Source organism: Methylobacterium adhaesivum (genome assembly GCF_022179065.1).
In the GTDB taxonomy this organism is placed as follows: Bacteria; Pseudomonadota; Alphaproteobacteria; order Rhizobiales; family Beijerinckiaceae; genus Methylobacterium; species Methylobacterium adhaesivum.
Genome location: NZ_BPQD01000010.1, coordinates 1 through 24,427, shown reverse-complemented (window position 1 = coordinate 24,427; position 24,427 = coordinate 1). Strand labels below are relative to the sequence as shown.

At 69.6% G+C, this 24,427-nt stretch carries 25 protein-coding genes; 13 read left to right on the top strand and 12 right to left on the bottom strand.

What is annotated here, in order from left to right:
• Positions 1 to 65 precede the first annotated feature (65 nt).
• Positions 66 to 1,487 carry an alpha,alpha-trehalose-phosphate synthase (UDP-forming) gene (locus MFF01_RS10825; RefSeq protein WP_238225110.1) on the bottom strand — a complete coding sequence of 474 codons (1,422 nt, stop codon included), beginning with the start codon at positions 1,485 to 1,487 and terminating at the stop codon, positions 66 to 68.
• Positions 1,488 to 1,859: 372 nt separating this feature from the next.
• Here MFF01_RS10825 and MFF01_RS10820 point away from each other — a divergent pair, with 372 nt between their 5' ends.
• The 7 genes from MFF01_RS10820 to MFF01_RS10790 all read left to right on the top strand — a co-directional run bounded on the left by MFF01_RS10820 (position 1,860) and on the right by MFF01_RS10790 (position 6,367).
• Entirely contained in the window at positions 1,860 to 2,417 is a 558-nt protein-coding gene (locus MFF01_RS10820) for a hypothetical protein (protein ID WP_373319728.1), read from the top strand.
• 12 nt (positions 2,418 to 2,429) lie between these two features.
• Positions 2,430 to 2,825: a phage holin family protein gene (locus tag MFF01_RS10815; protein ID WP_238225108.1), complete on the top strand. Its 396-nt coding sequence runs from the start codon at positions 2,430 to 2,432 to the stop codon at positions 2,823 to 2,825.
• The gene (locus MFF01_RS10810) at positions 2,822 to 3,217 is read left to right on the top strand and encodes a DUF3618 domain-containing protein (RefSeq protein WP_238225106.1); all 396 of its coding nucleotides are present in this window, start codon (positions 2,822 to 2,824) and stop codon (positions 3,215 to 3,217) included. The genes MFF01_RS10815 and MFF01_RS10810 overlap by 4 nt, the downstream gene beginning before the upstream one ends.
• Positions 3,218 to 3,267: 50 nt before the next feature.
• The gene (locus MFF01_RS10805) at positions 3,268 to 3,909 is read left to right on the top strand and encodes an apolipoprotein A1/A4/E family protein (protein ID WP_238225104.1); all 642 of its coding nucleotides are present in this window, start codon (positions 3,268 to 3,270) and stop codon (positions 3,907 to 3,909) included.
• A 99-nt stretch (positions 3,910 to 4,008) separates the two neighbouring features.
• Positions 4,009 to 4,731 carry a 5-oxoprolinase subunit PxpB gene (pxpB, locus tag MFF01_RS10800; RefSeq protein WP_238225102.1) on the top strand — a complete coding sequence of 241 codons (723 nt, stop codon included), beginning with the start codon at positions 4,009 to 4,011 and terminating at the stop codon, positions 4,729 to 4,731.
• Complete coding sequence (locus MFF01_RS10795; protein ID WP_238225100.1) at positions 4,728 to 5,774, top strand: 5-oxoprolinase subunit C family protein; 1,047 nt, start codon at positions 4,728 to 4,730, stop codon at positions 5,772 to 5,774. The genes pxpB and MFF01_RS10795 overlap by 4 nt, the downstream gene beginning before the upstream one ends.
• 41 nt (positions 5,775 to 5,815) lie before the next feature.
• Positions 5,816 to 6,367, top strand: coding sequence for an RBBP9/YdeN family alpha/beta hydrolase (locus tag MFF01_RS10790; protein ID WP_238225098.1), 552 nt, complete (start codon positions 5,816 to 5,818; stop codon positions 6,365 to 6,367).
• Here MFF01_RS10790 and MFF01_RS10785 read toward each other — a convergent pair.
• The 6 genes from MFF01_RS10785 to MFF01_RS10760 all read right to left on the bottom strand — a co-directional run bounded on the left by MFF01_RS10785 (position 6,351) and on the right by MFF01_RS10760 (position 12,723).
• Positions 6,351 to 7,406 (bottom strand): YcjF family protein, encoded by a 1,056-nt coding sequence (locus MFF01_RS10785; RefSeq protein ID WP_238225096.1) that lies wholly within the window; start codon positions 7,404 to 7,406, stop codon positions 6,351 to 6,353. The two genes, MFF01_RS10790 and MFF01_RS10785, sit on opposite strands and share 17 nt — an antisense overlap.
• 5 nt (positions 7,407 to 7,411) lie before the next feature.
• A complete protein-coding gene (locus tag MFF01_RS10780; protein WP_238225086.1) occupies positions 7,412 to 8,851 on the bottom strand; it encodes a YcjX family GTP-binding protein in 1,440 nt (479 codons plus the stop codon).
• A gap of 118 nt (positions 8,852 to 8,969) precedes the next feature.
• Positions 8,970 to 10,205: a hypothetical protein gene (locus MFF01_RS10775; RefSeq protein WP_238225084.1), complete on the bottom strand. Its 1,236-nt coding sequence runs from the start codon at positions 10,203 to 10,205 to the stop codon at positions 8,970 to 8,972.
• 76 nt (positions 10,206 to 10,281) lie between these two features.
• The gene (locus tag MFF01_RS10770) at positions 10,282 to 10,806 is read right to left on the bottom strand and encodes a SixA phosphatase family protein (protein ID WP_238225082.1); all 525 of its coding nucleotides are present in this window, start codon (positions 10,804 to 10,806) and stop codon (positions 10,282 to 10,284) included.
• A 10-nt stretch (positions 10,807 to 10,816) separates the two neighbouring features.
• Positions 10,817 to 11,797 carry an aldo/keto reductase gene (locus tag MFF01_RS10765; protein WP_238225080.1) on the bottom strand — a complete coding sequence of 327 codons (981 nt, stop codon included), beginning with the start codon at positions 11,795 to 11,797 and terminating at the stop codon, positions 10,817 to 10,819.
• Positions 11,798 to 11,871: 74 nt separating this feature from the next.
• On the bottom strand, positions 11,872 to 12,723 hold the full coding sequence (locus MFF01_RS10760) for an AAA family ATPase (protein WP_238225077.1): 852 nt from the start codon (positions 12,721 to 12,723) through the stop codon (positions 11,872 to 11,874).
• Positions 12,724 to 12,837: 114 nt separating this feature from the next.
• Here MFF01_RS10760 and MFF01_RS10755 point away from each other — a divergent pair, with 114 nt between their 5' ends.
• Together MFF01_RS10755 and MFF01_RS10750 are read left to right on the top strand one after the other, a co-directional pair.
• Positions 12,838 to 13,140 carry a hypothetical protein gene (locus MFF01_RS10755; RefSeq protein WP_238225075.1) on the top strand — a complete coding sequence of 101 codons (303 nt, stop codon included), beginning with the start codon at positions 12,838 to 12,840 and terminating at the stop codon, positions 13,138 to 13,140.
• Positions 13,137 to 13,583 (top strand): PIN domain-containing protein, encoded by a 447-nt coding sequence (locus tag MFF01_RS10750; protein WP_238225073.1) that lies wholly within the window; start codon positions 13,137 to 13,139, stop codon positions 13,581 to 13,583. Before MFF01_RS10755 ends, MFF01_RS10750 begins: the two co-directional genes overlap by 4 nt.
• 13 nt (positions 13,584 to 13,596) lie before the next feature.
• On the opposite strand, the gene MFF01_RS10745 is transcribed toward MFF01_RS10750, so the two are convergent.
• Together MFF01_RS10745 and MFF01_RS10740 are read right to left on the bottom strand one after the other, a co-directional pair.
• Entirely contained in the window at positions 13,597 to 14,247 is a 651-nt protein-coding gene (locus MFF01_RS10745; protein ID WP_238225071.1) for a hypothetical protein, read from the bottom strand.
• Positions 14,244 to 15,461: an ATPase gene (locus MFF01_RS10740; RefSeq protein WP_238225068.1), complete on the bottom strand. Its 1,218-nt coding sequence runs from the start codon at positions 15,459 to 15,461 to the stop codon at positions 14,244 to 14,246. The genes MFF01_RS10745 and MFF01_RS10740 overlap by 4 nt, the downstream gene beginning before the upstream one ends.
• A gap of 244 nt (positions 15,462 to 15,705) precedes the next feature.
• Here MFF01_RS10740 and MFF01_RS10735 point away from each other — a divergent pair, with 244 nt between their 5' ends.
• A complete protein-coding gene (locus MFF01_RS10735) occupies positions 15,706 to 17,562 on the top strand; it encodes a cation:proton antiporter domain-containing protein (protein WP_238225066.1) in 1,857 nt (618 codons plus the stop codon).
• A 47-nt stretch (positions 17,563 to 17,609) separates the two neighbouring features.
• On the opposite strand, the gene MFF01_RS10730 is transcribed toward MFF01_RS10735, so the two are convergent.
• Complete coding sequence (locus MFF01_RS10730; RefSeq protein WP_238225064.1) at positions 17,610 to 17,783, bottom strand: metallothionein; 174 nt, start codon at positions 17,781 to 17,783, stop codon at positions 17,610 to 17,612.
• Between the two features lie 175 nt (positions 17,784 to 17,958).
• On the opposite strand from MFF01_RS10730, the gene MFF01_RS10725 reads away from it, so the two are divergent.
• Positions 17,959 to 18,207 (top strand): hypothetical protein, encoded by a 249-nt coding sequence (locus MFF01_RS10725; protein ID WP_238225049.1) that lies wholly within the window; start codon positions 17,959 to 17,961, stop codon positions 18,205 to 18,207.
• 70 nt (positions 18,208 to 18,277) lie between these two features.
• On the opposite strand, the gene MFF01_RS10720 is transcribed toward MFF01_RS10725, so the two are convergent.
• The gene (locus tag MFF01_RS10720) at positions 18,278 to 18,652 is read right to left on the bottom strand and encodes a DUF6481 family protein (RefSeq protein WP_238225048.1); all 375 of its coding nucleotides are present in this window, start codon (positions 18,650 to 18,652) and stop codon (positions 18,278 to 18,280) included.
• Between the two features lie 213 nt (positions 18,653 to 18,865).
• Positions 18,866 to 19,075 (bottom strand): cold-shock protein, encoded by a 210-nt coding sequence (locus MFF01_RS10715; RefSeq protein WP_238225046.1) that lies wholly within the window; start codon positions 19,073 to 19,075, stop codon positions 18,866 to 18,868.
• Positions 19,076 to 19,762: 687 nt separating this feature from the next.
• Here MFF01_RS10715 and MFF01_RS10710 point away from each other — a divergent pair.
• Positions 19,763 to 21,700, top strand: a complete 1,938-nt coding sequence (locus MFF01_RS10710) for an autotransporter assembly complex protein TamA (protein WP_238225125.1) — start codon at positions 19,763 to 19,765, stop codon at positions 21,698 to 21,700.
• The coding region (locus MFF01_RS10705) for a translocation/assembly module TamB domain-containing protein (protein WP_505744255.1) at positions 21,700 to 24,427 on the top strand (2,728 nt) is incomplete at its 3' end. The genes MFF01_RS10710 and MFF01_RS10705, both read left to right, overlap by 1 nt.

The following is a 24,427-nucleotide window of genomic DNA, read 5'->3' as shown; positions in this document are numbered from 1 at the left end:
TCACACGGTGGTCCGCGAAAGAGTGAGCCAGACGGGCCTCGGCCGCCCGTGTGGATCAGCAAGACTTATTCCGCAGCCGCCGCCGTACGGGGCGGCTCGCGCTCGACGGTCCGGAAGTTTTCCAGATCCGTCATGAAGTTGCGGGCCCACCAATCGACGTCCTCGCGCGTCATGCGCTCGACCATCGGCTTCCAGCGCTCCAGGCGTTCACCGCGCGGCATGTAGAGGGCGGTGCGGATGGCCTCGGCCACCTCGAAGCGGTCGTAGGGATTGACGAGGATCGCCTCGGGCAGCTGCCGGGCCGCGCCTGCGAACTTCGACAGAACGAGGACGCCGGGGTCCTCGTCGGACTGGGCGACGACGTATTCCTTGGCGACGAGGTTCATGCCGTCGCGCATGGGGGTCACGAGGCCGACCCGGGCGGCGCGGTAGAGACCGGCGAGGACGGGGCGCGGATACGGCTTGGTCACATACTGGATCGGGGTCCAGTTCGGTTCGCCGAGGGCGCCGTTGATCTCGCCGACGGTCTCGTTCACCTCCCGGCTGAGTTCCTCGTACTCGGGAACCTCCGTGCGGGATTTCGGCGTGATCTGCAGGTAGACCACGTTGCCGCGCTGGTCCGGGTTCGAGGCGAAGAAACGCTCCACCGCCTCCATGCGCTCGGGCACGCCCTTCGAATAATCGAGGCGGTCGACGCCGATGAGGAGCTTGCGAGTGCGCAGGCCGGCCATCGTCTCACGCACCGTCCGGTTAGAGCCGGCATTCTCCGCCGCTTCCTTGAAGCCCGCGACATCGATGCCGATGGGGAAGCTCCGGATGCGGGTGCGGCGCCCGTCCACCATCAGCGAGCCGCCCCCGAGGGGAATGGCGCGCAGCTCGTCGATGAGGTTGCGGGTGAGGTTGTGGACGTCGGGATCCGTCTGCAGCCCGATGAGGTCGTAATCGGCGATGCCGCGCAGGAGGTCGTTGCTCGCCGGCAGGGTGTTGAATACGTCCGCCGCCGGCCACGGGATGTGGTGGAAGTAGCCGATGGGGTTGGCGATCCCGAGGCCGCGCAGCTCTGAAGCGAGGGGCAACAGGTGGTAATCGTGCACCCAGATGATGTCGTCGGGCTGGATGAGGTCGGCGAGGGCACGGGCGAAGGTGCGGTTCACGCGCTGGTAGCCGGCATAGTCCGACCGCGAGAACGCGCCGAGCCCCAGGCGGTAATGCATGATCGGCCAGAGGGCGCGATTGGCGAACCCGCTATAATATTCCCGGTGATCCTGGGGAGAGAGGTCGACCACGGCATACTGAACCCGCCCCCGGTCGATGAGGGTGGGCTCCGTCGAAGGGTTCTCGACGACATTGCCGCTCCAGCCGAACCACAACCCCTCATAGGCCGTGAAGGCTTCCTTGACGGCGACGGCGAGACCACCGGCCGCCACAGCTTTGCCCCCTTCCTCGGGGACTGCAACGCGGTTGGATACGATGACGAGACGTGCCACGAAGCCGGCTCCGGTCCTCAGGGCGGCGCGGGGATCGCGCGCGACCAGACTGTTACAGTGGGTGAACGCGCGGAAGCCGAGCGCGATCCGTTGGTTGCAGCCAAGCGCGTTAAGCCTATCCCGGTCAAGGGGCGGTTTTGCCCGTCTCACGGCAAATTACGGTCGGCCCGGTCCCAAGCGCACGGCCGGTGGACGACCGCGTTTCCAATCCTGAACCTGTCATCATGGTCGCGATCCCCGGCGAAGCTTGCGCTGTTTAGACACCTTGGCCTGAACGGAGCCTGACACGCGTCGCCGCTGCGGAACCCTGCCTCGACGGTGACTGTTGAACTGCGGCAACAGCGACATCGAGCAGGGTCGAGGAGTAACATCGTGAACGTGAGTCATCCCACAGGATCACAGGCGCCGGAATCATCCACCGATCGTGAGGCAGCCGACTGGAAGGCCCTGCGTGGGGATGTTGAGGGGATTGCCGATGTGGCGGTTGAGCGCGGGCGCGGGTTCGTCGCAGCGGCTCGCGGGCATGCTCAGGAATACGTGGACCGCCGTAAGGGCGATGCCGCTCAGTCGGTGACCGATCTCGCCCGCACCGTGAGGGATTCGAGCAAGACCTTCGAGGACCGCCCCAACATCCGCGCCTTCTTCGACAGCGCGGCGGAGGGCCTCGAGCACCTCGGCACCCAGATCGAGAACAAGAGCTTTGCAGAGTTCTACGAGGATGCCGAGGCCATCGCCCGCCGCGCCCCCGTGGCCGTGGCCGTGGCGACCTTCGTGACGGGGTTCGTGGTAGCGCGCTTCATCAAGTCGTCGAGCCTGCCGCAGAACCGAACCGTCGGCTCCCGCGACGTGCACGTGCGCGACGCATCATTCCGAGAGGGCGCACTCAACGACGTGCCGCCGCCCGGTCTGCGCCGCGATCACGGCCTCTAGGGAACGGCGACGATGTCGAACCCGAATCCATCCAGCATCCAGGGCCTCATCGGGGACGCCCTGCGGGAGACCAACGAACTCGCCCGCAAGGAGATCGCCCTCTTCCGCAACGAGATGACGAGCAATGTCCGCTCGCTCTTCGTCGGTCTCGGGCTCCTCGTGGGCGCCGCCGTGTTCGGCGTCGTTGCCCTGTTCGTCCTCGTGGACGCCCTCGTGAAATGGCTCGCCACCGTCGTTCATTCCGAAGCCCTGGCGGCCCTCATCGTCGGCGGCGTGCTTCTCGTGGTCGCGGTCATCCTCGCCCTTGTCGGCCGCAACGCCATGTCGCTCTCGGCGCTCGCCCCCGTGCGGACCTCGCGGCAGGTCCGCCAGGATGCCCGCGTCCTGTCTGAAAAGGTTTCCGGATGAGCGGATCGCTGAACGAACTCGAGAAGGACATCGAGGCGAGCCGCGCCCGCCTCGACCAGACCATCGACCAGATCCAGGAGCGGCTCTCGGTGTCGAGCATCGTCGACGAGATGCTCGGCAATGCCCGTCGCACGCCGTTGAGCGGTGTCTATGACGGGGCGCTCGACGCCGTGCGTCGCAATCCGGTGCCGGTGCTGCTCATCGCCGCCGGGGTCGGCTGGCTGCTCCACCGCATGTCGTCGGAGGCCGCTTCCGCGGCGGCGGCCCGGCGCCGGGTTCGCCTCGCCGAGGAGAGCCTGCCCGTCGTCCAGACCGGCGCCGACCGGGTCTACGATCCCGACCTTCCGACGCGCCACCCGACGAGGGATCTCGGCGAGACGACCCAGATCTGAACCCGACCCGTTCCGGCCCACACGCGGGCCCCGCCCTTCAGGAGCCACCCATGACCCATTCCCCCAAGCCCGGCGACGAGCCCCGTTCCCTGCCGGACGACATCGCCCTGTCGGCCGGCATGCCGCGCGGACACTATGACGACGTCCCGCAACCCCACAGCGCGTCGACGACGGACGACCTTCGATCCGGCACGGAGAGCCTCCGGGACAAGGCCCTCGAGGCCGCCGACCATCTCACGAACCGAGCCGCCGACGCGGTCGGGACCGTTCGCGCCCAGGTCGCCGACACGGCCCACGACCTGCGCGAGCGGGCCTCCCACGTCTACGATGATGGGCGGCGCCGGCTCGACGATCTCGGTGAGCGCGGGTCCGAGCGGTTCCGCGAAGGGCGCTCGGCCGTGGAAGATTTCGTCACCGACAATCCCCTGCTCGTCGGCGTGGTCGGCCTCGCCGCCGGGCTCCTCCTCGGCGCGCTCCTGCCCCGGACCCGCCAGGAGGACGAGACTGTCGGTCCCTGGGCCGACGAGGTGCGCGACCAGGGCCTACGCTACGCCCGCGACGTGACCCATCGCGGCCGGGAATTCGTCGCCAGCGCGCTCGATCCCGATAATCTCCAGGCCGCCGCTCAGCGGGTGGCGGGAACCGACACCCAGGGTACGCCCGGCGAGCGTCCGACATCGCCCGTTCATTGAAGGCAGCGAAAACAATCTGAACCGTCTAGGGGTGGTGTCCGAATGGGCGCCACCCCTCTATCGTTGGGAAGATTCTACCCCCGACGGAAAGTCGACGACGTGAGCCCTCCGGCGATCCGCCTGCTCTGGTGTGGCGATACGGCCCTGACCGTCGAGTTCGGCGACCGGATCGACCCTGCCCTCAATGCCCGCGTCCTTGCCCTCGACGGCCGCCTACGTGATGCGGACTGTCCCGGCCTCGTCGAGACCGTCCCGACCTATCGCTCCCTGACGCTCCACCTCGATCCCATCCTCGTCGATCCGGCGCGCCTGGAGGCCACCGTCCGAACCCTCGCCGCCCTCCCGGCGCCGCCCGTGCCACCGAAGCGGGTCTGGCAGGTACCGGTGATGTATGGCGGTGACTTCGGGATTGATCTGGCGGATGTCGCCGCCCATCACGGCCTGAGCCCGTCCGCCGTCATCGAACGCCATGCCGCGCCGGAGTACCGCGTGGTGATGATCGGCTTCCTCCCCGGTTACGCCTATCTCGACGGCCTCGATCCGGGTCTTGCGCTTTCGCGTCGGTCGAGCCCCCGCCCGACGACGCCGGCCGGGACGATTTCCATCGGCGGCGTCCAGGCCCTCGTCGCCAGCATCGCGGCCCCGAGCGGGTGGCACCTTTTCGGCCGTACACCCGTCCGGGCGTTCCTGCCGGGACGCGATCCGGTGTTCCTGTTCGAGCCCGGTGACGGCATCCGCTTCGTGCCGACCGATCCCGCCCGCTGGGATGCCCTCGACCGCGCGGCGGCGGCGGGCGACCCCGTGGCCGAGGTGGCGGCGTGAGCGGGCGCCTGGCAGTCCTTGCCTGCACAGGCGCGGCGAGCCTGCAGGATGCCGGCCGGCGCGGCTACCAGCGCCAGGGCCTGTCCGCCTCCGGCCCCATGGACGCCCTGGCGCTCGCGGCGGCCAATGTCCTCGTGGGCAACCCGACCGGAACCGTGGCCATCGAGTTCGGCCTCGGCGGTGGGCGCTTCCGACAGGAGGGCGGTGAGGCGTGGCTGGCACTCGCCGGTGCGCCCTGCGTGCTTCGGGTCGACGGCGTGCCGGTGCCGGATCACCGGGCGTTCCTTCTAACGGAAGGGTCGAGCCTCGTTGTCGAGCCGCCGCGCCGGGGCGTCTACGCCTATCTCGCCGTCGCGGGCGGGTTCGCGGTGCCGGAAATCCTCGGCAGCCGTAGCCTGCATCAGCGGGCCGGCCTCGGCGGTCTCGACGGGCGCGTCCTGCGCGTCGGGGATCGTCTCGACGGGATCGGCGCTCCGGGCGGCGAGAGCCCGCCCGGCATCCATGCATCCTTGGATCCTTTGCCCCTTGACGGCGAGGCCCCCGTGCGCGTGGTCCTGGGGCCGCAGGACGACCACTTTCCGCCCGAGGCCCTCGCGATCTTCGCTGAGGCCGCGTTCACCGTGTCCCACCGTGCCGACCGAATGGGCATTCAGCTCGACGGCCCTGCCCTCGCCCATGGGCGGCACGGCTACAACATCGTCTCGGACGCCACCGTCATGGGGGCGGTGCAGGTGCCGGGCAGCGGTCGGCCCATCGTCCTCATGGCCGATCGCCAGACCACGGGCGGTTATCCGAAGATCGCCACCGTGATTTCCGCCGATCTGCGGCGGGTCGCCCAGCGCCGGCCGGGTGAGGCGATTCGTTTCCGGCCGATCGCCCTCGCTGACGCCTTCGCCCTGGCACGGGAGCGAATGGCGGTCATCGCCGACCTGCCGCGCCTGGCCCGCGCCCACGGGACTCGGATGGCGGAAAGCCTCGCGAGCGCCAATCTCGCGGGGGTCGCCGTCGACGCCTTCGCCGATCCTCTCGGCGACGGAATGTGACGTCTCGACGGGTCCGGGCGAAGGCGTTATCGCAGGCGACCATGAAGATCGGCGATTGCGACATCCTCATCCTGCCGGGTTATGCCGGCTCCGAAGACGGCCACTGGCAGGCTCGCTGGGCCGAACGCCTGTCCACGGGGCGCATCGTCGAGCAGGACGACTGGCACCATCCCGACGCTCCGGCGTGGCGCGCCCGCATCGTCTCGGCGGTGACTGAGGCCACCCGCCCGGTGCTCCTCATCGCCCACAGCCTCGGCGTCGTCGCGACGGTGCAGGCCGCCTCCGACTTCCCCCCCGGCGTCGTGCGCGGCGCGATCCTCGTGGCGTTTCCCGATGTCGAGACCACGCCGAACCTGCCGGCGAGCGTCAGGGCCTTCGCCCCGGTGCCGCGCGAGCCCCTTCCCTTCCCGTCCCTCGTGGTGGCGAGTCGCAACGATCCGTACTGCGCCTATGACCGGGCGGAGGATTTCGCGGCCGCTTGGGGGAGCGTCGTGGTCGATGCCGGCGAATCTGGCCACATTAACGTCGCGTCCGGCCATGGGCCCTGGCCCGAGGGCCTGATGCGGCTCGCCGGGTTCATGAAGGATCTCTGACGTCGCGTCCGTCCGCCTCGGATGAGCGGAACAGGGCACCGGCCACGTCGGAAAGACGCGGCACCTCCTCGCGCACGAACGGGAGCGGCCGGCATACGGCCAGGGCCGCGAGGCCGAACCGGGCCGTCATCAGGCCGTTGAGGACGCCCTCCCCGAGCTTCGCCGAAACCTTCGCGGCGAGCCCCAGGCCCAGTGCCTGCTGGATCATGCTCTCGCCCACCGCCATGCCGCCCGTCACCGTGAGGTGGGCCAGCGCCGAACGGGCGAGCCGGAGGAAGCCGAGGAAGCCGGGGCGTCCACCGTAGATGGTGGCGATGCGGCGCAGCAGCCGTACGGCGGAGAACACCACGAAGGCGACATCGACGATGGCGCGGGGGCTGAGCGCCGTGACGCCTGACACCTGCTTCGCCGCCGTCGCGATGGCCTGCCGCGCCTGCCGGTCGAGGGGGGCGAGGAGCTCGTGCTCGGCGAGGCCGAGGCGGTCGTCGACATCGAGGATGGCGTCACCCAGGGTGTCGAGGCGCGCCCGACCGGCCGCGAGCGAGGCCCGTCCGGCATAGAGGGCGCTGAGATCTCGCACCACCGCCTGCGCCGCGCTGTGGTCGCGGCTCGCCAGGGCCTCGACGGCGCTCGCGCGCAGCCGCTCGATCCGGCGCTCGCGCCAGACCCCCGAGAGTTCGCGCGCCACGAGGCCGAGGAGCCCGAGGGCGGCGATGCCGAGGAGCACCAACGCGACGGTGCCGAGCCACGGGGCGGCGGAGAACAGATCGGCGATGAGGCGCTCGATGGAAAGGCCGACGCCGAGGGAGACGAGGCCGCCAAGCGCGATGAGGAACATTGAGGCCCAGGGCGCGCGCGCCTTCGGCGCCACCGGCACCGGCGTCCCGTCGGCGGCTTCCACGATCTCGAATGGTTCCTCGACGATGCGGACTTGGCTTGGAGGAATCGGCGGCGCCGCAATGCCTTCGGGGGACCCGGCCGGTTCGGCGGCGGGGATGCGGAAGGCGCGGGGGCGGTTCGGCGGTGGGGAGGAGGTCATGGGGCTTAACCGAGCTTGTCGCCGAGGAGGAATTGCATCGCCCGGTCGAGGCGGATCTGCGGCAGGTGTCCGGGCCTCCCGAGGGCGTCGGGCCGGATCAGCGGCGGCCGGAAGCGGGGAAAGCGCAACGACCCCGGCGGAACCGCGCCCTCCAGCACCGCTTCGGGGCGGTCGGGGAGTTCGCCTGGAAAGATCGCGGCCTCGCTGAGGCCGTCGAAGGTCTCGTCGCCCACGGACTCGCCGGCCTCCGGCGTACCCGAGACGGCACGAAGAATCTCGGCGCCATCGTGGATCGTGGTCTCGCGGGTGGCGCGCACGGAGGCCAGTGCCACGGTGCCGACCCGCGCGCCGGCGGCCTCCGTGCGGCGCATGGCGCGCGACACGAGGAGGCGCAGGAGCGCGTCGAGGCGGTCGTGACTCGTCTGGTGAAGATGATCCGCCTTGGTGGCGGCGAACAGGATGCGCTCGGCCCGGGGCGCGAACAGGCGCGACAGCAGGGTGTTGCGGCCGATGCGGAAGCTGAGGAGCACGGAATCCAGCGCCTCCTCCAGTTCGGCCAGGGCCGCCGGACCAGCATCGACGGCGGCGAGCACGTCCACGAGGACGATCTGCCTGTCCACGCGCTGGAAGTGGTTGCGAAAGAACGGCTCGACCACCTTGGCCTTGTAGGCCTCGAACCGCCGCTCCATCAGCCCGGCGAGGCTGCCGGGATCGAGGGGATCCGTGAGGTTATCGAGGGGCGCGAAGGTCAGGGCCGGCGATCCGGCGAGATCGCCCGGCATGAGGAAGCGACCGGGCGGCGTGGTCGCCACGGCTTCGGGGCCGGCCCTCAGAGCCGCCAGGTAGGTCTTGAACGCGGTGCTGGCGCGCTCGGCCACCATCTCGTCGAGCGGCGCCTTGGGGTCGAGGCCCTTCAGGGTGTCGAGCCATGGGGCGGCCATGGCGGCCCGGCCGCTGCGGCGCGTGCCCGAGAGGGTGGCCCGCGACCACGCCGTATAGCTCTGATCGATCAGCGCGAGGTCGAGGAGCCATTCGCCGGGGTAATCGACGACATCGAGCATCAGGGTGCCCGGCCCCGAGCGCCAGCCGCCCTTGCGCTCGTACTCGATGGCCAGCCGGAACTGGCTGATCCGGTCGGTGGAGCGCGGCCACAGACGGTCCTCCGTCAGGGCCGCGACGTGCTCCTCGAAGGGGAAGCGCGGCAGGTCGTCGTCGGGCTGCGGCACGAGGCGGGCGCGGCGCAGGCGGCCCTCATGGGCCGGCGCGAAGGCCGGAAGGGCGTGGGCCTCGACGAGGTGATGGATGAGGGCTGTTGTGAACACGGTCTTGCCCGAGCGGGCGAGACCGGTGACGCCGAGACGCAGGGTCGGCTGGATCAGGAGGTCGCTCGACGCCTCGGCGAATGCCTTGACCGCGGAACCCGCACGCGCGGCAAAGCTATTCATGGGCGACTCGATCGACGATAGGGAAAAGCGGACGGGACGTCCGTGAGCCGGGCTTGCATGAGCCAGGCTGGCGCAAGCCTGACTTGGCGCCGGGGCGGCCGGCCCGCAAGGCCGCCGGTCACGGAGTCCGCGTCTCGGAGGACGACGGTGTTGCCAGCGCCGCGAGGGTACCGGCATCGAGGCGGGCGATGGCCGCGTCCACGAGGGCGGGGGCGGCTCGCAGGGCACCGAGTTCGACGCTCGACATGGCGAGCATCACGGCGCGCAGGGCGGGCTGAGGGCGCCCGTCGGGCCCGAACAGTTTCAGGTCGTCCTCGATCTTCAGGCCGACGCTGCTGGCGATGCGCGCCGCGTAGTTGCGGATGCGTACCTCGTCGTTGCCGCAGAGGGGCGGTGGCACGCTGAGATCGAGGGGGCGCAGCCCGGCGGCGAGGGGCGGCAGGGCTGCGGATTCCGCGACCAGCCGCTTCTGCAACTGCGCGGTGGCACTCTCCACCGCCCGGGTGGCGTTGCCCAGCACGGTACCGGGATCGACGAGGAGGACGGATGGCTTGGCCGTGACGACGGAGGGCTTCACGAGGAGTTCGGAGGGGCGCACCAGAAGGGCGTGGCGCGACGTGACCGTTGATACCGTCGCTGCTTTGTCCTGCGCTTTGGCCGAGGCGGTGGCCACGGGCGTCGAGGGGAGCGCCCGCCTGCCCATCCGTGCCAGGGGCGACCAGGGCTGGACCCTGAGGGGGCCGCCCCTCGACGCCACCGCCCGGCGCGGTAGTCCGCCCCGGGTGTTGCGGGCGAGGAAGCGGGCCCGCAGCGTCCCGCCGAGACCGCGCGGCGCCAGCGCCGGCGACACCCGCGCGGCGGTTGAGACCCGCGCCGTCGGGGACGGTGCCGCCGCCCGGCACTCGGCCGGGGCCCAGCGGCGGACGATGGCGAGGGCGGTGCGTCGGTTCAAGTCGCGATAGTAGCGCCGGAGCAGGCTCGCGGCGGCATCGGCGCCGTCGGCGGCCGTGGCGAAGCCCGTATGGCCCTCGGCATCGGCCCCGATCTCGCCCGACCACCGCGCCGACTTGATGCACCAGTAGTTGTTGAGCTTGACGCAGCGGGCGACGAAGGCTGGCTCCGTCGCGGAGAAGCGGGCGGCGAGCGCCAGGGACGCTGGATGCAGGGCGTCCCCGGCCTGTCCTCGCCAGTTCGACACGGCCCGCACCTCGGCGACGAAGCGCGGGGTCTCCGGAACCATCGACGCCATGGGCCAACCTCGGACGCCCGCGTCGAGGCCGCGCCGCACCGCCTCGACGCCGCCCGCGAGGGACGGCACCAGGGTCGTCAGGACCAGAAGGGATGCCAGCAGCACGACGCCCGTAAAGCTTGACCAGGGACGGGGGAAACGACTTGGCCCGACAACGGTTCAATTCCGCTGGCGGCGCGCCTCAGGCGGCTTCCTCGGCGTCGAGGTCACGGGGGGCGACGAAACGCTCCAGGCGTCCGAGACCGGGACCGACCTCGCTCCAGGCCGCGACTTCAAAATCGATCACCGCGAGGGCGCCCGTGGGAAAACCAGTGGCGAGGCGACCGCGCGCCGCGCGCGGCCCGGACCCGACGAGATCGAGGGCCACGTCCTGGAATCCCGGATTGTGGCCGACCATGAGGAGGCAGCGCGCCGTGGCCGGCACCGCGCGGATCACCGACAGGAGGGCAGATTCGGGCGCCTCGTAGATCTCGGGAACGAGAACGGCGTCCGGCCCACCGAGGGCGGCGTGGACGGGCTCCCAGGTTTCCCGCGTTCGCCGGGCGGGCGAGACGGCGACATGGTCCGGCCGCAGGTTCTCGCCGACGAGATAGCGCGCCATGAGCGGGGCCGTGCGCCGACCGCGCGGATTGAGGGGTCGGTCGAGGTCGGCGACACCGGGCGGACGGTCGGATTTCGCGTGGCGCAGGAGCAGGAGGCGAAGCATCCGCGAATCCTCAGTTAAAGCCCACGACGGCGTGCGGGACGTAGGGCCGTTCCAGGGTCGCCATCTCCTCGGGCGTGAGGGCGAGGTCCAGGGCCGCCGCGGCGTCGTCGAGATGGCCGGGCTTCGAGGCGCCGACGATGGGCACCGTGACGGGGGATTTCTGGGCGACCCAGGCGAGGGCCACCTGGGCGCGGGGCACGCCGCGCGCGGCGGCGATGGCGGCGACCGCCTCGACCACGGCGCGATCGGCGGCCTCCGTGGCGTCGTAGAGGCGCTTGCCCACGAGGTCGCTGTCCTGGCGCGCACTCGACGCGTCCCAGTCACGGGTCAGGCGTCCGCGCGCCAGGGGACTCCAGGGCAGCACGGCGATGTCCTGATCGGCGCAGAGCGGCAGCATCTCGCGCTCCTCCTCGCGGTGGAGGAGATTATAGTGGTTCTGCATCGTCGCGAAGCGGGTCCAGCCGTGGCGGTCGGCGAGGAACAGGGCCTTGGCGAACTGCCACGCGTACATCGACGAGGCGCCGATGTAGCGCGCCTTGCCGGCCTTCACGACGTCGTGGAGCGCCTCAAGGGTCACCTCGATGGGGGTGCCGTAGTCCCAGCGGTGGATCTGCAGCAGATCGACGTAATCGGTCCCGAGGCGTTGGAGGCTGGCATCGACGGACGCGAAAATCGCCTTGCGCGAGAGGCCGCCGGCATTGGGACGATCGCTCAAGCCGTAATAGCACTTGGTGGCGATCACCACGTCGTCGCGGCGGGTGAACTCCTTCAAGGCCCGGCCAACGATTTCCTCGCTGGTGCCGTCGGAATAGTAGTTCGCCGTATCGAAGAAGTTGATGCCCATTTCCACCGCCTTGCGCAGCAGCGGGCGGCTCGCCTCTTCGTTCAGGGTCCAGGGGTGGGGACCGCGCTCGGGGATGCCGTAGGTCATGCAGCCGAGGCAGAGCGGCGAGACGTCGAGGCCGGTACGGCCGAGCTTTTTCATCTTCATGGGGGGGTCCGCTGCTGGGGATGGGCGGCGATGGGCGCTATCTGGTCCGGCCGGCCGGATTCGGCCAGGGGGCGTCAGCTGCCGCGCCCTTCCCGCCGCATCAGGAAGGCGAGCTTTTCGAAGAGGCCCACATCCTGCTCGTTCTTCAGGAGAGCGCCGTGGAGCGGCGGGATCAGCTTGCGGCCGTCGCGCTCGCGCAGGGTCTCCGGGCTGACATCCTCCGACACGAGGAGCTTCAGCCAGTCGAGCAATTCGGAGGTGGAGGGCTTCTTCTTCAGGCCCGGCACCGCGCGGGTCTCGAGGAAGACGCGCAGGGCCTCCTCGACGAGGCGGTGCTTGATGCCGGGATAGTGGACCTCAACGATGGCCCTCAACGTCTCGGCGTCGGGAAACTGGATGTAGTGGAAGAAGCACCGGCGCAGGAACGCGTCGGGCAGCTCCTTCTCGTTGTTCGACGTGATGATGACGATGGGCCGGCGCGCGGCGCGGATCGTCTCGCCGGTCTCGTAGACGTGGAACTCCATGCGGTCGAGTTCGGTCAGGAGGTCGTTGGGGAACTCGATGTCGGCCTTGTCGATCTCGTCGATGAGCAGCACCGGCCGCTCTGGCGCCGTGAATGCCTCCCACAGCTTGCCCCGGCGGATGTAGTGGCCGATGTCGGACACGCGCGGATCGCCGAGCTGGCTGTCGCGCAGGCGCGAGACGGCGTCGTACTCGTAGAGCCCCTGCTGCGCCTTGGTGGTGGACTTCACGTGCCAGGTGAGGAGCGGCGCGCCCAGCCCCTTGGCGATTTCCTCGGCCAGCACGGTCTTGCCGGTGCCGGGCTCGCCCTTCACCAGCAGCGGCCGCTCCAGCACGATGGCGGCGTTGACGGCGGTGGTGAGGTCGGAGGTCGCGACGTAGGCGGCGGTGCCGGAAAAACGCATGGAATGGAATCCGTGGACGACATTGCGGATGAAAGGTGCGGGGGCGGCACCGGGGCCGCGTTGTTGCGTTCGGACGCACCGGCTATATGTCAGGCTATATCGCGGAGGCTGACCATGGACAACGCGTCTCAGAAGCGGGCGCTCCGCGCCTATCGGACTCGCCTCACCCAGCGCGGCATCGCGCGCTTCGAGGTTCTCGGACTCGATGCGGATCGAACGCTGATCCGGTCCCTCGCCCGGCGTCTCAGCGAGGATGGCCCTGAGGCCGCCCGCCTGCGGACGGTCCTCACCGGGGTGCTGGACGCGGAACCGAAAAAGACGGGGGGCATCCTCGCCGCCCTGCGGCGTTCGCCCCTCGTCGGACTCGATCTCGAGCTCGCGCGCCCGCTCGAATCTGGCCGCAGGACAGACCTGTGACGCGCTACCTCCTCGACACCAATGTTCTGAGCAATCTCGTCAAGCCGATCCCCTCCGCCGCCCTCGTTGCCTGGATGGGCGAGCGGGCCGACGCCGATCTCTTCATCAGTGCCCTGACTGTGGCCGAGATCCGGCGCGGCCTCCTCGAACTGCCGGCCGGCCGCAGGCGCGACAGGCTTGAGGCGTGGTTCTCGGGACCCGAAGGGCCGCAGGCTCTCTTCGCTGGCCGGGTCCTGCCCTTCGACGGCGTGGCCGCCCTCGCTTGGGCCGCCCTGATGGCCAAGGGGCGCCGCGAAGGACGCCCGCGCAGTGCCCTCGACATGATCGTCGCTGCCGTCGCGGAGGTCCACGGCTGTCTCGTCGTCACCGACAACGAGCGGGATTTCGCCGGTCTACCCTATCTCAACCCGATGCGGGATGCCGAGACCCCCCGGCCGGACTGATCGGGGGCATGCATCACAACGTCTTCCCGTCGTGCCACACGCAGTTCGACGCCAGGATCGCGAGGTTCACGTCGGATTTCTGCGGCTGCGGCAGGGTCTTGCCGTCCATGGCGAGATCGATCTTGATCTCGACCTGACCCTTGGCCTCGTTGGTGCGGCGGGAGAAGTAGCAATATTGCTGGAACGGCTGGTCCTCGTTGGCCTTGAAGTTCCAGCCGGTGACGATCTGGCCGTCCATGTAGGGCACCTGCTTGAACACCGTGAAGGTGGTGTTCACGATGGCCTTCGAGGCGGGCGCCGCGTCGTTGCCGAGCTGTGCTTTCGTTGGGGTCGGCGCGCCGCCGGCCTTCGGCAGGCCACCTTCGAGCTTCAGCACGTTGTCCGTGAGGGTCACCTCGCCCTTGGTCTTCAGGGTGACGTCGGAGAGGGCCGCCTGCATGGCGGCGGCGATCTTTTCCGCCGCCGTGTCGAACTGGTTCATATACGCGTAGCCGTAGGAAGCCGCTCCGAGCCCGATCCCGCCCAGAGCAGAGAACGCCCCGAACCCAAGCGCGCGGAACAGGAAGGCGCGGGCGGCAATGATCTTCGTCTCCGCGCGCAAACGCCCGTTGACGTTCTGGGCGAGGACGACGTTCTCCGGCGTGCCCGTGGTGTGGATGCTCATGCGCCGGCTCCTGCGCTGGCGGGCAGCACGGCCTGGGTCGGCCGCCGATCGATGGGAATCACCGCGCCGCTGGCTGCGGGCGCCTCGCGCTGAGGTTCGGGCGCCTCACGCGTGGGTTTCGCTTGGCCGAAGCCCATCTCCTGACGCAGGGCGTCGGTGATCGATTCGAGCATGTAGGGCGTCGCCGCCGGATCGACGGTGGCGCCGAGATCGTCCTCGTCCATGAAGGTCTTGCGCACGGAGACGGCGCAGAGGGCCAGGATGGTGGAGGCGAAGGCGGCGCACAGGGCCGGCACGAACACGAAGATGCGCAGGAAGGCGTGGACCTGTGCTTCCGTTACGTCGATGGGGTCGACGCCGTACACCATGGCGGTGAAGGAGTGCAGCTGCGAGCGGTTGACGGAATTTCGGTAGACCTGCTCGGCATCCGCCACCTTGCGGTCGGCCGCGCCCCGGTCGAGGTCGCTGCGGGCATGCCGCGCCTCCTCCAGGGCCTTCGTCACGCCGGCGCGATCGCTACCGGCCTTGGCGACGCTGGCGTTGAGGGTCGCCGTGCGCGGGTCGGTGACGCATTTGAGGTTCGAGTAGCGCTGGCCCCGGCTGTTGGTGCCTGAGATCCGCTCGCAACGCTGGGCCGGTAGGGCAGCGAGCTGGCTCGCGTTTTCGGCGGCGCGCTTCTCGATCTGGTCGAGTTCCGTGGTGTATTGCGCGACGCGGGCATCCGCAGCCGCGATCCGACCGTCGATGGTACTCCGGTCCGCCTGCGCATCCTTGAGGGCGGTCTTGGCCTTGGCCGCATCCATGAGGCGGGGGTGGAACATCATCTCGCCGAGCTGCGAGACGGATTTCGTGGTGACGCCAGCGGCGAACACGATGCCGATGATGGCGAGGGCTCGGATGACGTAGGAGCGCTGCGTCCGCGCCAGGATGCCCAGCGGCACCCGGCATAGCTCCACTGCCGCATAGACGAGCGGCGCCAGGAGCATGAAGTAGAACGCCTTGGAATCACCGTCGCTGTAGACGCCGGCAAAGAGCCATGCCCCCCAGAGGGAGGCGCCGATGACCATCGCCTCCACCAAGTAAGCGATGCCGACATAGCCCCACTTGATGCGATAGCCCCGCTCGACGTTGCGCTCATGTGCCCAACGGTCGGATTCCCGTTGCCATTCCCGGCGCTCGCGCTGGACATCCCGGCTGGGCGGCGTCTTTCGCATGGGGCACTCGTGTCTCGAAACGCGACGAATGGGGAGCTTAACATTCCGTTAAGCTCGAGCCTAAGCGGCTATTGTGCCGTTTTTGCGCCGCGGAGCGGGGTGCGTCTTCCCGGCCACGCTGACGGGCCGCGAATTGACGAATCCGAGAGACAATCCGATTGCGCCGTCGGGCCCTCCCCCCGCATGATCGCGGCGGCCGACCCGCCGTTCACCATGCCGAGTGAGAAGGAAATTCCAAACCTCCATGACGGACATGCACGCCAGCTCCTACAAGGAAGCGATCCTGTTTCTCGTCACCGCGGGCGTGGTGGTGCCGCTGTTCCATCGGCTGCGCATCTCGCCGGTGCTCGGGTTCATCGGCGCGGGAGCCCTCCTCGGCCCGTTCGGCCTCGGCCGCTTCGCTGAGAGCTATCCGTGGCTGTCCGCAGTCACCATCGCCAACCGCGCCGAGATCGCGCACCTCGCCGAATTCGGCGTGATCTTCCTCATGTTCATGATCGGCGTCGAGCTGTCCTGGGAGCGCCTGCGCATCCTGCGCCGCCTCGTGTTCGGCCTCGGCTCAATCCAGGTCGTGGCCTCCGCCCTGGTGATCGGCGGCATTCTGTACGCCCTCGCCGTGCCGCTTGCCGCCGCGATTATCGTCGGTCTCGCCCTGGCCCTGTCCTCCACGGCCGTGGTGCTGCCGGTGCTCGCCGAGCAGAAGCGCCTCAACACGCCGTCCGGCCGGGCGAGCTTCGCCGTGCTGCTGTTCCAGGATCTCGCCGTCGCCCCCGTCCTTTTCGCCATCGCGGTGCTCGGGCGCAGCGACGGCGCCAATGTCGGTGGCGCCCTCGCCTTCGCCCTCGGTCAGGCGGCGGTGGCCATCGTGGTCATCGTGGTGGCGGGCCGACTCGCCCTACGACCCCTGTTCCAGCTCGTGGCGCGTACGCGCTCGCCGGAGCTGTTCATGGCCGCCTGCCTCCTCGTCATCATCGGGACGGCGCTGACCGCCGCCGCCGCCGGCCTGTCCATGACCCTCGGTGCCTTCGTGGCCGGCCTGCTGCTCGCCGAGACGGAGTATCGCCGGGCCATCGAGGCCACCATCGATCCATTCAAGGGCCTGCTCCTCGGCGTGTTCTTCGTCTCCGTCGGTATGAATCTCGATCCGGCTCAGCTCATGTCGGCGCCGGGCGCCATCCTCGGCCTCGCCCTCGGGCTGATCCTGATCAAGGGTGCGATCATCGTGGCGGCGGCCCGGTTCCTGCGGCTATCGCGTGTCGTCGGCCTCGAGGCGGCCCTGCTGCTGGGGCCGGGCGGCGAGTTCGCCTTCGTGCTCATCGGCGGGGCGCTCGCCGGCAACCTCGTGCCGGAGGAGGTCGGCCAAGCCGCGCTCATCGTCACCACCGTCACGATGATCGCGATTCCGGCGCTCGCCGGTCTCGCCCGCCGCCTCGGCAGGCGGATGGGGCGGGGGCAGCTCGGCCGCGCCCGGGCCGAGCCGGTTCCGGACAAGCAGCAGAACCGGGTGATCATCGCCGGCTACGGTCGGGTCGGGCGCCTCGTCGGTGAGATGCTGGCCCGGCACAAGATCCCGTATCTTGCCCTCGACGCCGACGCGGCCCGGGTCTCCGAGCACCGCCGCCTCGGCAGTCCCGTCTATTTCGGCGATTCGGCGAACGCGGAGCTTCTGCGCCGCTGCGACATCGCCCATGCGCGGGCCCTCGTCGTTACCCTCGACAATCCCCGCGCCGTGGAAGCGGTCGTGGAGGCTGCGCGGGCGGAGCGGGCGGACATCACCATCGTGGCGCGCGCCCGCGACGCGCGCCACGCCACGGCTCTGTACGAGATGGGCGTCGACGACGCCGTGCCGGAGACCATCGAGGCCTCCCTTCAGCTGTCGGAGGCCGTTCTCGTCGATGTCGGTGTCCCCATGGGACTGGTGATCGCATCGATCCACGAGCGCCGCGACGAGTACCGGGCCATGCTCAAGCGGAGGGAAACGGAGGTGCGCCCCGCCGCCTTCCGGGCCCGTCGCACCGTGGGCAAGGGCGTGGTGGGCAAGGGCACGGCGGAGGCAGGTCCGAGCAAGGACGAGGCGAAGCCCGTGGTCCAGAGCGCATAGGGAAGGATGGAATGGGGCGGCTGAAGCCCCATTCCATCGGTTCGGTTTCAGCCGTGGCAGGCGCAGCCCGAGTGACCGCAACCGTCATGCGAGGCGTGGCCATCGGCGCAGGCCTCGCAGCAGAAGGTCTTGCCGTCCCGCTCGATCCCGGTGCCGGCCTTCACCTTGCAGACGCAGTCGCTGCAGGCGCAGGGAACCATCTCGGTGGTTGCATCGGCCATGATGAATCATCCTTCGATCAGTGGAGAACCGAACGCAGTTTCCCCAACGTGCGCCCGTCCGCAAGCCCTGCATCCCACGCGGGAATGAAGATAGTCCCCACCACGACGGCGAAGCGTGCTAGGGATCGGACAACCCCGCACGACCCCGTGCCCTGGGCAACTCGGAGAGGCCCCAGTGGCGAACGCGTTCAAGAGCGGTGCATCCCAGTCGCGCACGACCAACGATTTCAACGAGCGCGCCAAACAGCTGTCCGAACGGCTCGGTGCCATCGAGAAGCCAGTCCAGATGAAGCGGGCGAACGCCCCGCGTCGCTCGTTCAAGTCGGGTCCTCAGGCCGAGCCCGGGAGCGAGCCGAAGGGCGAAGTGGTTGAAGCGCAGAGCGATACCGAGGCCCCCGAGGCCGAGAACGAGTCCGACGCCTGAACCGATCCAGGCATGAAAAAGGGGCCGACGTATTCGCCGGCCCCTCTTCTTCATTGACCGGGACGCTCGCTCAGCGACGCGCCTTGGCCTTACGGGCGGCGTAGCGCGCGTCACGCGCGGCCTTCTTCTCGGCCAGTTCGGCAGCCTTTCGCTCGGCAGCCGCGAGGGCTTCCGCTTCCTCACGGGCGATCTGGGCTGCGAGTTCGGCCTCCTCGCGGGCACGCTTCTCTTCCGCAGCCTGACGTTCGGCTGCGATCCGGGCGGCTTCGCGCTCGCGGGCCCGCTCCTCGCGGGCGCGTGCGACGGCGGCGCGCGCTTCCGCTTTGGCGATCATCTCCGGATCATCCGCCGGTGGGCGGGCCTTGAATTTTTCCAACAGCATCTGCTTGGCACTGGCGGAGTTCTTGCGGCGGTCGTCGAAATTCCGGTAGTCGAAGGCGCTCATCTGACCTTTCTCGTGGGGTATCGTGGCCGAAAGCGCCTCGCGAGGCGGGCGGCCGTAGGGTGAACCAAGCCGGTTGAATCGTTATGGCAGTGTCGATGCGGCTGCCAATGCCCCAACGACCGTCCGGACGCAACAGAAGCCGCCCTGTGACGAGCGGCTTCCCGTCGATATGTTGAATCCATGCCTCACGCGGGGGCAGCCGGAGGCAGACGTTCAGGCGGCCTGGAGATTTCCAGCGGATTGCTTACCCGTCCGGCGGTCGCTTTCGATCTCGTACGAGACCTTCTGGCCCTCAATGAGGTTGCGCATGCCGGCTCGCTCGACGGCGGAGATGTGGACGAACACGTCCTTGCTGCCGTCATCCGGTTGGATGAAGCCGTAACCCTTGGTTTCGTTGAACCATTTCACGGTGCCCGTGCTCATGGTCGATCCTTTCGTCCATAGAAGAAGTCGTATGCGCCGGTCCAGTCGCTCGTCCGAACCCGCTTCCATCGGCGGCCGATGGTGATCGAAGTCGTATCCCCGGAAATCCTGAGCGAACGAGAGGATGGGCACCCCCATCGACGCGGCAATGAAGTCGATCGATGTGGGAAGCCGATGACCTCCAGACAAGGCGGAAGCACCTTCCAGGTTCCCGCGGAGGCACCCGTTTTGATGCCGGCTCCCCACCGGACGCGCGTGTGCCGCGACGGTGGATATCGCCCGGAAGTGGTGCATCCCACGGCTTCTTGAGGTCCCCGGATCGCGCCGGCGGTTGCCGCCCTGTGGCACGGCGGCTACGTTGTCGGGCAATAGACGGCTTCGGGCTTTCCTCTCGGAACCCGCGCGAACGCGGAACGTCTGCAACGGCGCAAGGCATTCGGTCGGGAAGGCGCACGGTCGAACGGTAAAGGTTTGCCCGACCGTGCGAAGACGGATCGGCGCGATGACGATGACAATGATCCGGCATCGAAGCGGGGGCGGGATGACGGCGAACGGATGGGGGTCGAAGCGACCGGGAGATGCACCGCTGCGGCGCTGGCATGGTCTTGCCGAGACGTTGGGGCGGATGCGGCGTTCGTGAAATTGGCCTTCTTTCGATTGCGTGCGCGCGCGTGCGCACCCGTCGCCCTGTCGCTTGCCCTCGGTCTCGCCGGCTCCGCCCTCGCGGCCCATCCGGCCCGTGCCTTCGATCTCTTCGGCCTGTTCGGGTCGGAGGAGGAGCCGCCGGCACCCAGTGCCGGCGCCCTGCCCTACACCGTGAAGTTCAGCGGCATCGACGATGACGATGTCCTGCGCGCGCTCCAGGACACCTCGACCCTCTACCGCCTACGCCAGGACGCGCCGCCGGACGGTGAGGGTTTGGTCCGCCGCGCCGAGGCCGATCAGCGGCGCCTCGCCAACGTGCTGTCGGGGTACGGCTATTATCAGGGGACCGTGCGCATCCGCATCGACGGCGTGACGCTGGCGGGCGAAGCCAATGTTGCCGCCGCCGCCGGAGCGGCGGAAGGGTCCCGTGCTCGTGCCCTCGTGCCGGTGCGGATCGTCGTCGAGCCCGGCCCGCTCTACATCCTGCAGACGGTCACCGCGCGGGATGCGGCCGGGAACGCGTTTTCCAGCGATGTGCTGCCGCCGCGTTTCACCCGTGTGGACGAGGACGTTCCGGCGCGCTCGGCCACGGTGCTGGCCCGCGAGGCGCGGATCGTCGATCGCTTCCGCGCCCTCGGCCACCCCTTCGCAAAGGCGGTCGCGCGCGACCCCGTGGTGGACGACACCGCCCATACGATGACGGTTGGCTTCACCATCGAGCCCGGCCCCATCGCCGGCCTCGGCGACGTCACGGTCCGCGGCACCACCGGCCTCGATCCGGCGGTGGTGCGCTCATTCATCTATGCCGAACCGGGCGACCCGTATTCGCCCCAGGCCGTGGCCGACATTCGTCGTTCCGTGGCCAAGGTCGAGGCGCTGGGGTCGATCCGCGTCCGCGAGGGCGAGGCCCTCGATCCAGCCGGCAACCTGCCGATCTTCGTCGATGTGACCGAGCGCGACCACAACCTCATCGGCGTCGCGGCGCGCTACTCCACCGTCGATGGCCCCGGCATCCGCGCGTATTACGCCAACCGCAACCTGTTCGGAGGCGGCGAGACCTTGAGGCTGGACGCCGACATCTACTACCTCGGCAACGACCTCTACGCGACGCAGCGCAAGCTCGCGGGCATCGACTCCAATGGCCTCGGCGGTCGCCTCTCGGCGACCTTCGTGAAGCCTGCCCTGTGGGGCACCCGCAACGACCTCGTTGCCAACCTCTTCGCGGGACGCGAGGCACAGCAATCCTACGTCAGCGACGCGGCGGGCGGCACCATCGGCCTGCGCCACCGCTTCTCCGATTCGTTCTTCGCGCAGATCGGCGTCGACGGCCAGGCCGGCCGCTCGCAGGACGCCCTGGGCAAGGTCGATTACCGGCTGGTCGGCGTACCGGTCTCGATGTCCTACGATTCCACCGACAACCTCCTCGACCCGACCAAGGGATTCCGCGTCATCGCCTCGGCGACGCCCTACGCCGGCTTCCTCGGTTCTGACCCGTCGATCTTCGTCGCCAAGGCGCAGGGCTCGACCTACTACGCCCTCGACGACGAGGCCCGGTACATCCTCGCCGGCCGGATCGGCTTCGGCTCGATCTCGGGGGCGAACCTCGACGAGATTCCGGCCAATATCCGGTTCTTCGCCGGCGGCGGCGGCTCCGTGCGCGGTTTCCCCTACCGGACGCTGGGCCCACGCGGACCGTTCAACCTGCCCATCGGCGGGCGCAGCCTGCTGGAAGCCTCCTTCGAGGCCCGCATCAAGGTGACGGACACCATCGGGGTGGTGCCGTTCTTTGATGCCGGCACAGCCTTCGCGTCGAGCCTTCCCGACTTCGAGGAACGCATCCGCTACGCGGCGGGCTTGGGACTTCGCTACTACACCGGCATCGGCCCGATCCGTGTCGACGTCGCCTTCCCGTTGGACCGCATCAAGGGCAACCGCGAGCGCCCCGTGGCCCTGTACATTAGCCTGGGGCAGTCGTTCTGATGGGGTTTCTTGGAAAGATCGGTCGCGCTTTGACCGCGTCCCGTGCCGCAGGAGGTGGAAAGGCCCGCACCGTCGTGGCGCTCGTCTTGGTGGCCTCGGTTCTCGGCCCCGCGATCCCCACCCACGCCGACGAATCCGAAAAATCCGTCCTCGGTGGCCTGCTCTCAAAAGCCCTCTCCACGCCCGGCTCGCAGGTCGCCATCGGCGCCGTGGACGGTGCTCTCTCCTCCGACGCGACGATCCGCGATGTCGCCATCAGCGATGCCAACGGTGTCTGGCTGAAGCTCGACAAGGCGCGACTCGTCTGGCGCCGCCTCGCCCTGCTCTCGGGCCGCCTCGAGATCGACAGCCTGGAGGTCGGACGCCTCGAGGTCTTGCGCCGTCCCCTGCCCGCTCCCGTTTCGGCCAAGGCGGAGCCGGACGGCTCGCTCCTGCCCGACCTGCCCGTGAAGGTCGAGGTGAAGGCGTTCCGCCTTGCCGAACTCGTCCTCGGCGAGCCTCTCGCTGGGCAGCCTGCGCGCCTTACCGCCGACGGGAAGGCGCGGCTCGGCGCGCCGTCCGAAGGGCTTGACGTCGATCTCAAGGTCCACCGCCTCGACGCGGCAGGCGATTTCACCGCCCGCCTGCTGTTCGTGCCGAAGGGCGAGACCCTGGAATTGAAGACCACCCTGGTCGAGCCCGTCGGCGGCCTGCTCTCGAAGGCGGCGAATCTGCCCGGGACGCCCGCCATCGATCTCGACCTCGACGGACGCGGCACCCTCGACGCCTGGAATGCCCGCCTGAATTTCGATGCCGGCCCCGATCTCGGTGCCAAGGGCTCGGCCCGGATTTCGCGGATCGGCACCGACCGCCGCCTCATCCTCGATCTCGCCTCACGCATCGAGGGCTTGCTGCCCGGCCCGGCCGCGGCCGTGTTCTCGGGCACCACGAAGCTCGAAGGGGCGTTGCGCTTTTCAGACAGCGGCGCCTTCGGCATCGACCGCCTCGATCTCACCTCGCGCACGGCCCGGCTGGAGACGCGCGGCACCCTCACGGCCGATCGGGTGGCGGATTTCACCGTCGCGGCCCGCGCCGTGCCGACGGAAGGTGGGATCACCAAGGCGGCCGACGCCGAACTCGATAGCCTCGTGTTCGACGGCAGCTTGAGAGGCCCCATCGCCCGTCCGGCCGTGAACGGCGTACTCAGGGCCGCCGGCCTGCGCGCCGACGGCAATCGCCTCGACCGGGTCGACGCGAATCTCGCCATGCTCCCCGCCGGTTCCGATCCGCAATCGGGCCGCTTCGCCCTCACCGCCGATGCGAAGGTCGAGGGCCTCACCCTCGCCGATCCGGCCTTGCGCCGCGCCATCGGATCGCGGGCCGCCCTCACCCTGCGCGGCACCCTTCAGCCCACGGGCCTCGTGGAGGTCGCCCGGTTCGAGGTCGAGGGGCCGACCGCCCGCGCGACCTATGCGGGGACCCTCGGCCAGAACACGCTCGCGGGAACCGTCGAGGCGGCGCTCTCGGATCTCGCCGCGTTCTCCGATCTCGCCGGCCGTCCCCTGGCCGGCAGCCTGACCGCGACAGCCAAGCTCGGGGGTGATCCCGCCCGCAAGGCCGTCACCGCCGACGTCGACGCCCGCGCCGACGGGCTCGCCCTCTCCATGCCGGCCCTCGACGGGTTGCTCGGCCGTGCGCCGCGCTTCACCGGACGCCTCGCCCAGGTCTACGACGGTTACACCTTCGATGGCGCCCGGCTTGAAGGTGCCGAGATGACCGCCCGCCTCGACGGGCGCGCCACCGCACGCCTCGCCGATGCCAAGCTCGTCGTCGACCTGAAGGATCTGTCCGCCGTCGATGAGACGCTGTCCGGCCGCGCCCTCCTCGATGGACGCCTGACCGGGAGCCTCGAGAAACCCGACCTGACGGCGACGGTGACGGGCGACGATCTGCGCGCGCAGGGGCGCCCCATCCGGACTCTCCGCCTGGAGACCGCCCTGCGCGATCTCACCGGCGCCCTCGACGGCACCGTGCGCCTCACGGGCGACGTCGCCGGCAAGGCCCTGCGCGCCGACGCCCACCTCGCCCGCGCGGCCCGGGATTGGGCGTTGGACCGCCTCGCCTTCTCCCTCGGCTCCGTGGCGGTCACCGGCAACGCGCGGGCCGGCACCGAGTCCTTCCTCACAGAGGGAAGCCTGACGGTATCGGCCGCCAATCTCGACGACCTCTCGCCCCTGGTGTTGAGGCCCCTGGGCGGCAGCCTCGAAGCCGCCGTCACCCTCTCGCGGGCCGGCGGGCGTCAGGATGCGGCGATCCGTGCCAAGGGCGCATCCCTGCGCGCGGGTGCCATCGGCCTTGCCCGCCTCGACGCCGATCTCACCGGGCGCGACCTCCTCGCGCGCCCGGTGGTCGATGGGCGCGTCAACGCCGACCGCCTCACGGTGTCGGGGGAAACCCTCGACACCGTGCGGCTCGTCGCCGTGGGCACGCCGAGCGCCAGCGACATCACCCTCACCGCCAAGGCGCGGGGCTTCGACCTCGACGGCGCCGCCCGCCTCGTGCCGGCGGATCGGACCCGGATCGAACTCGCCCGCTTCTCCGCCGCGCGCGGCGGCGATCGCCTCGCGCTGGCCGGTCCCGCCACCATCACGCTCGCGGACGGCGGCGCCCTCATCGACAACCTCGTCATCGCTGCCGGTGCCGGCCGGCGCGCCCCGACAGGGCGACCCGGCCGGCACCGGCAGCGAT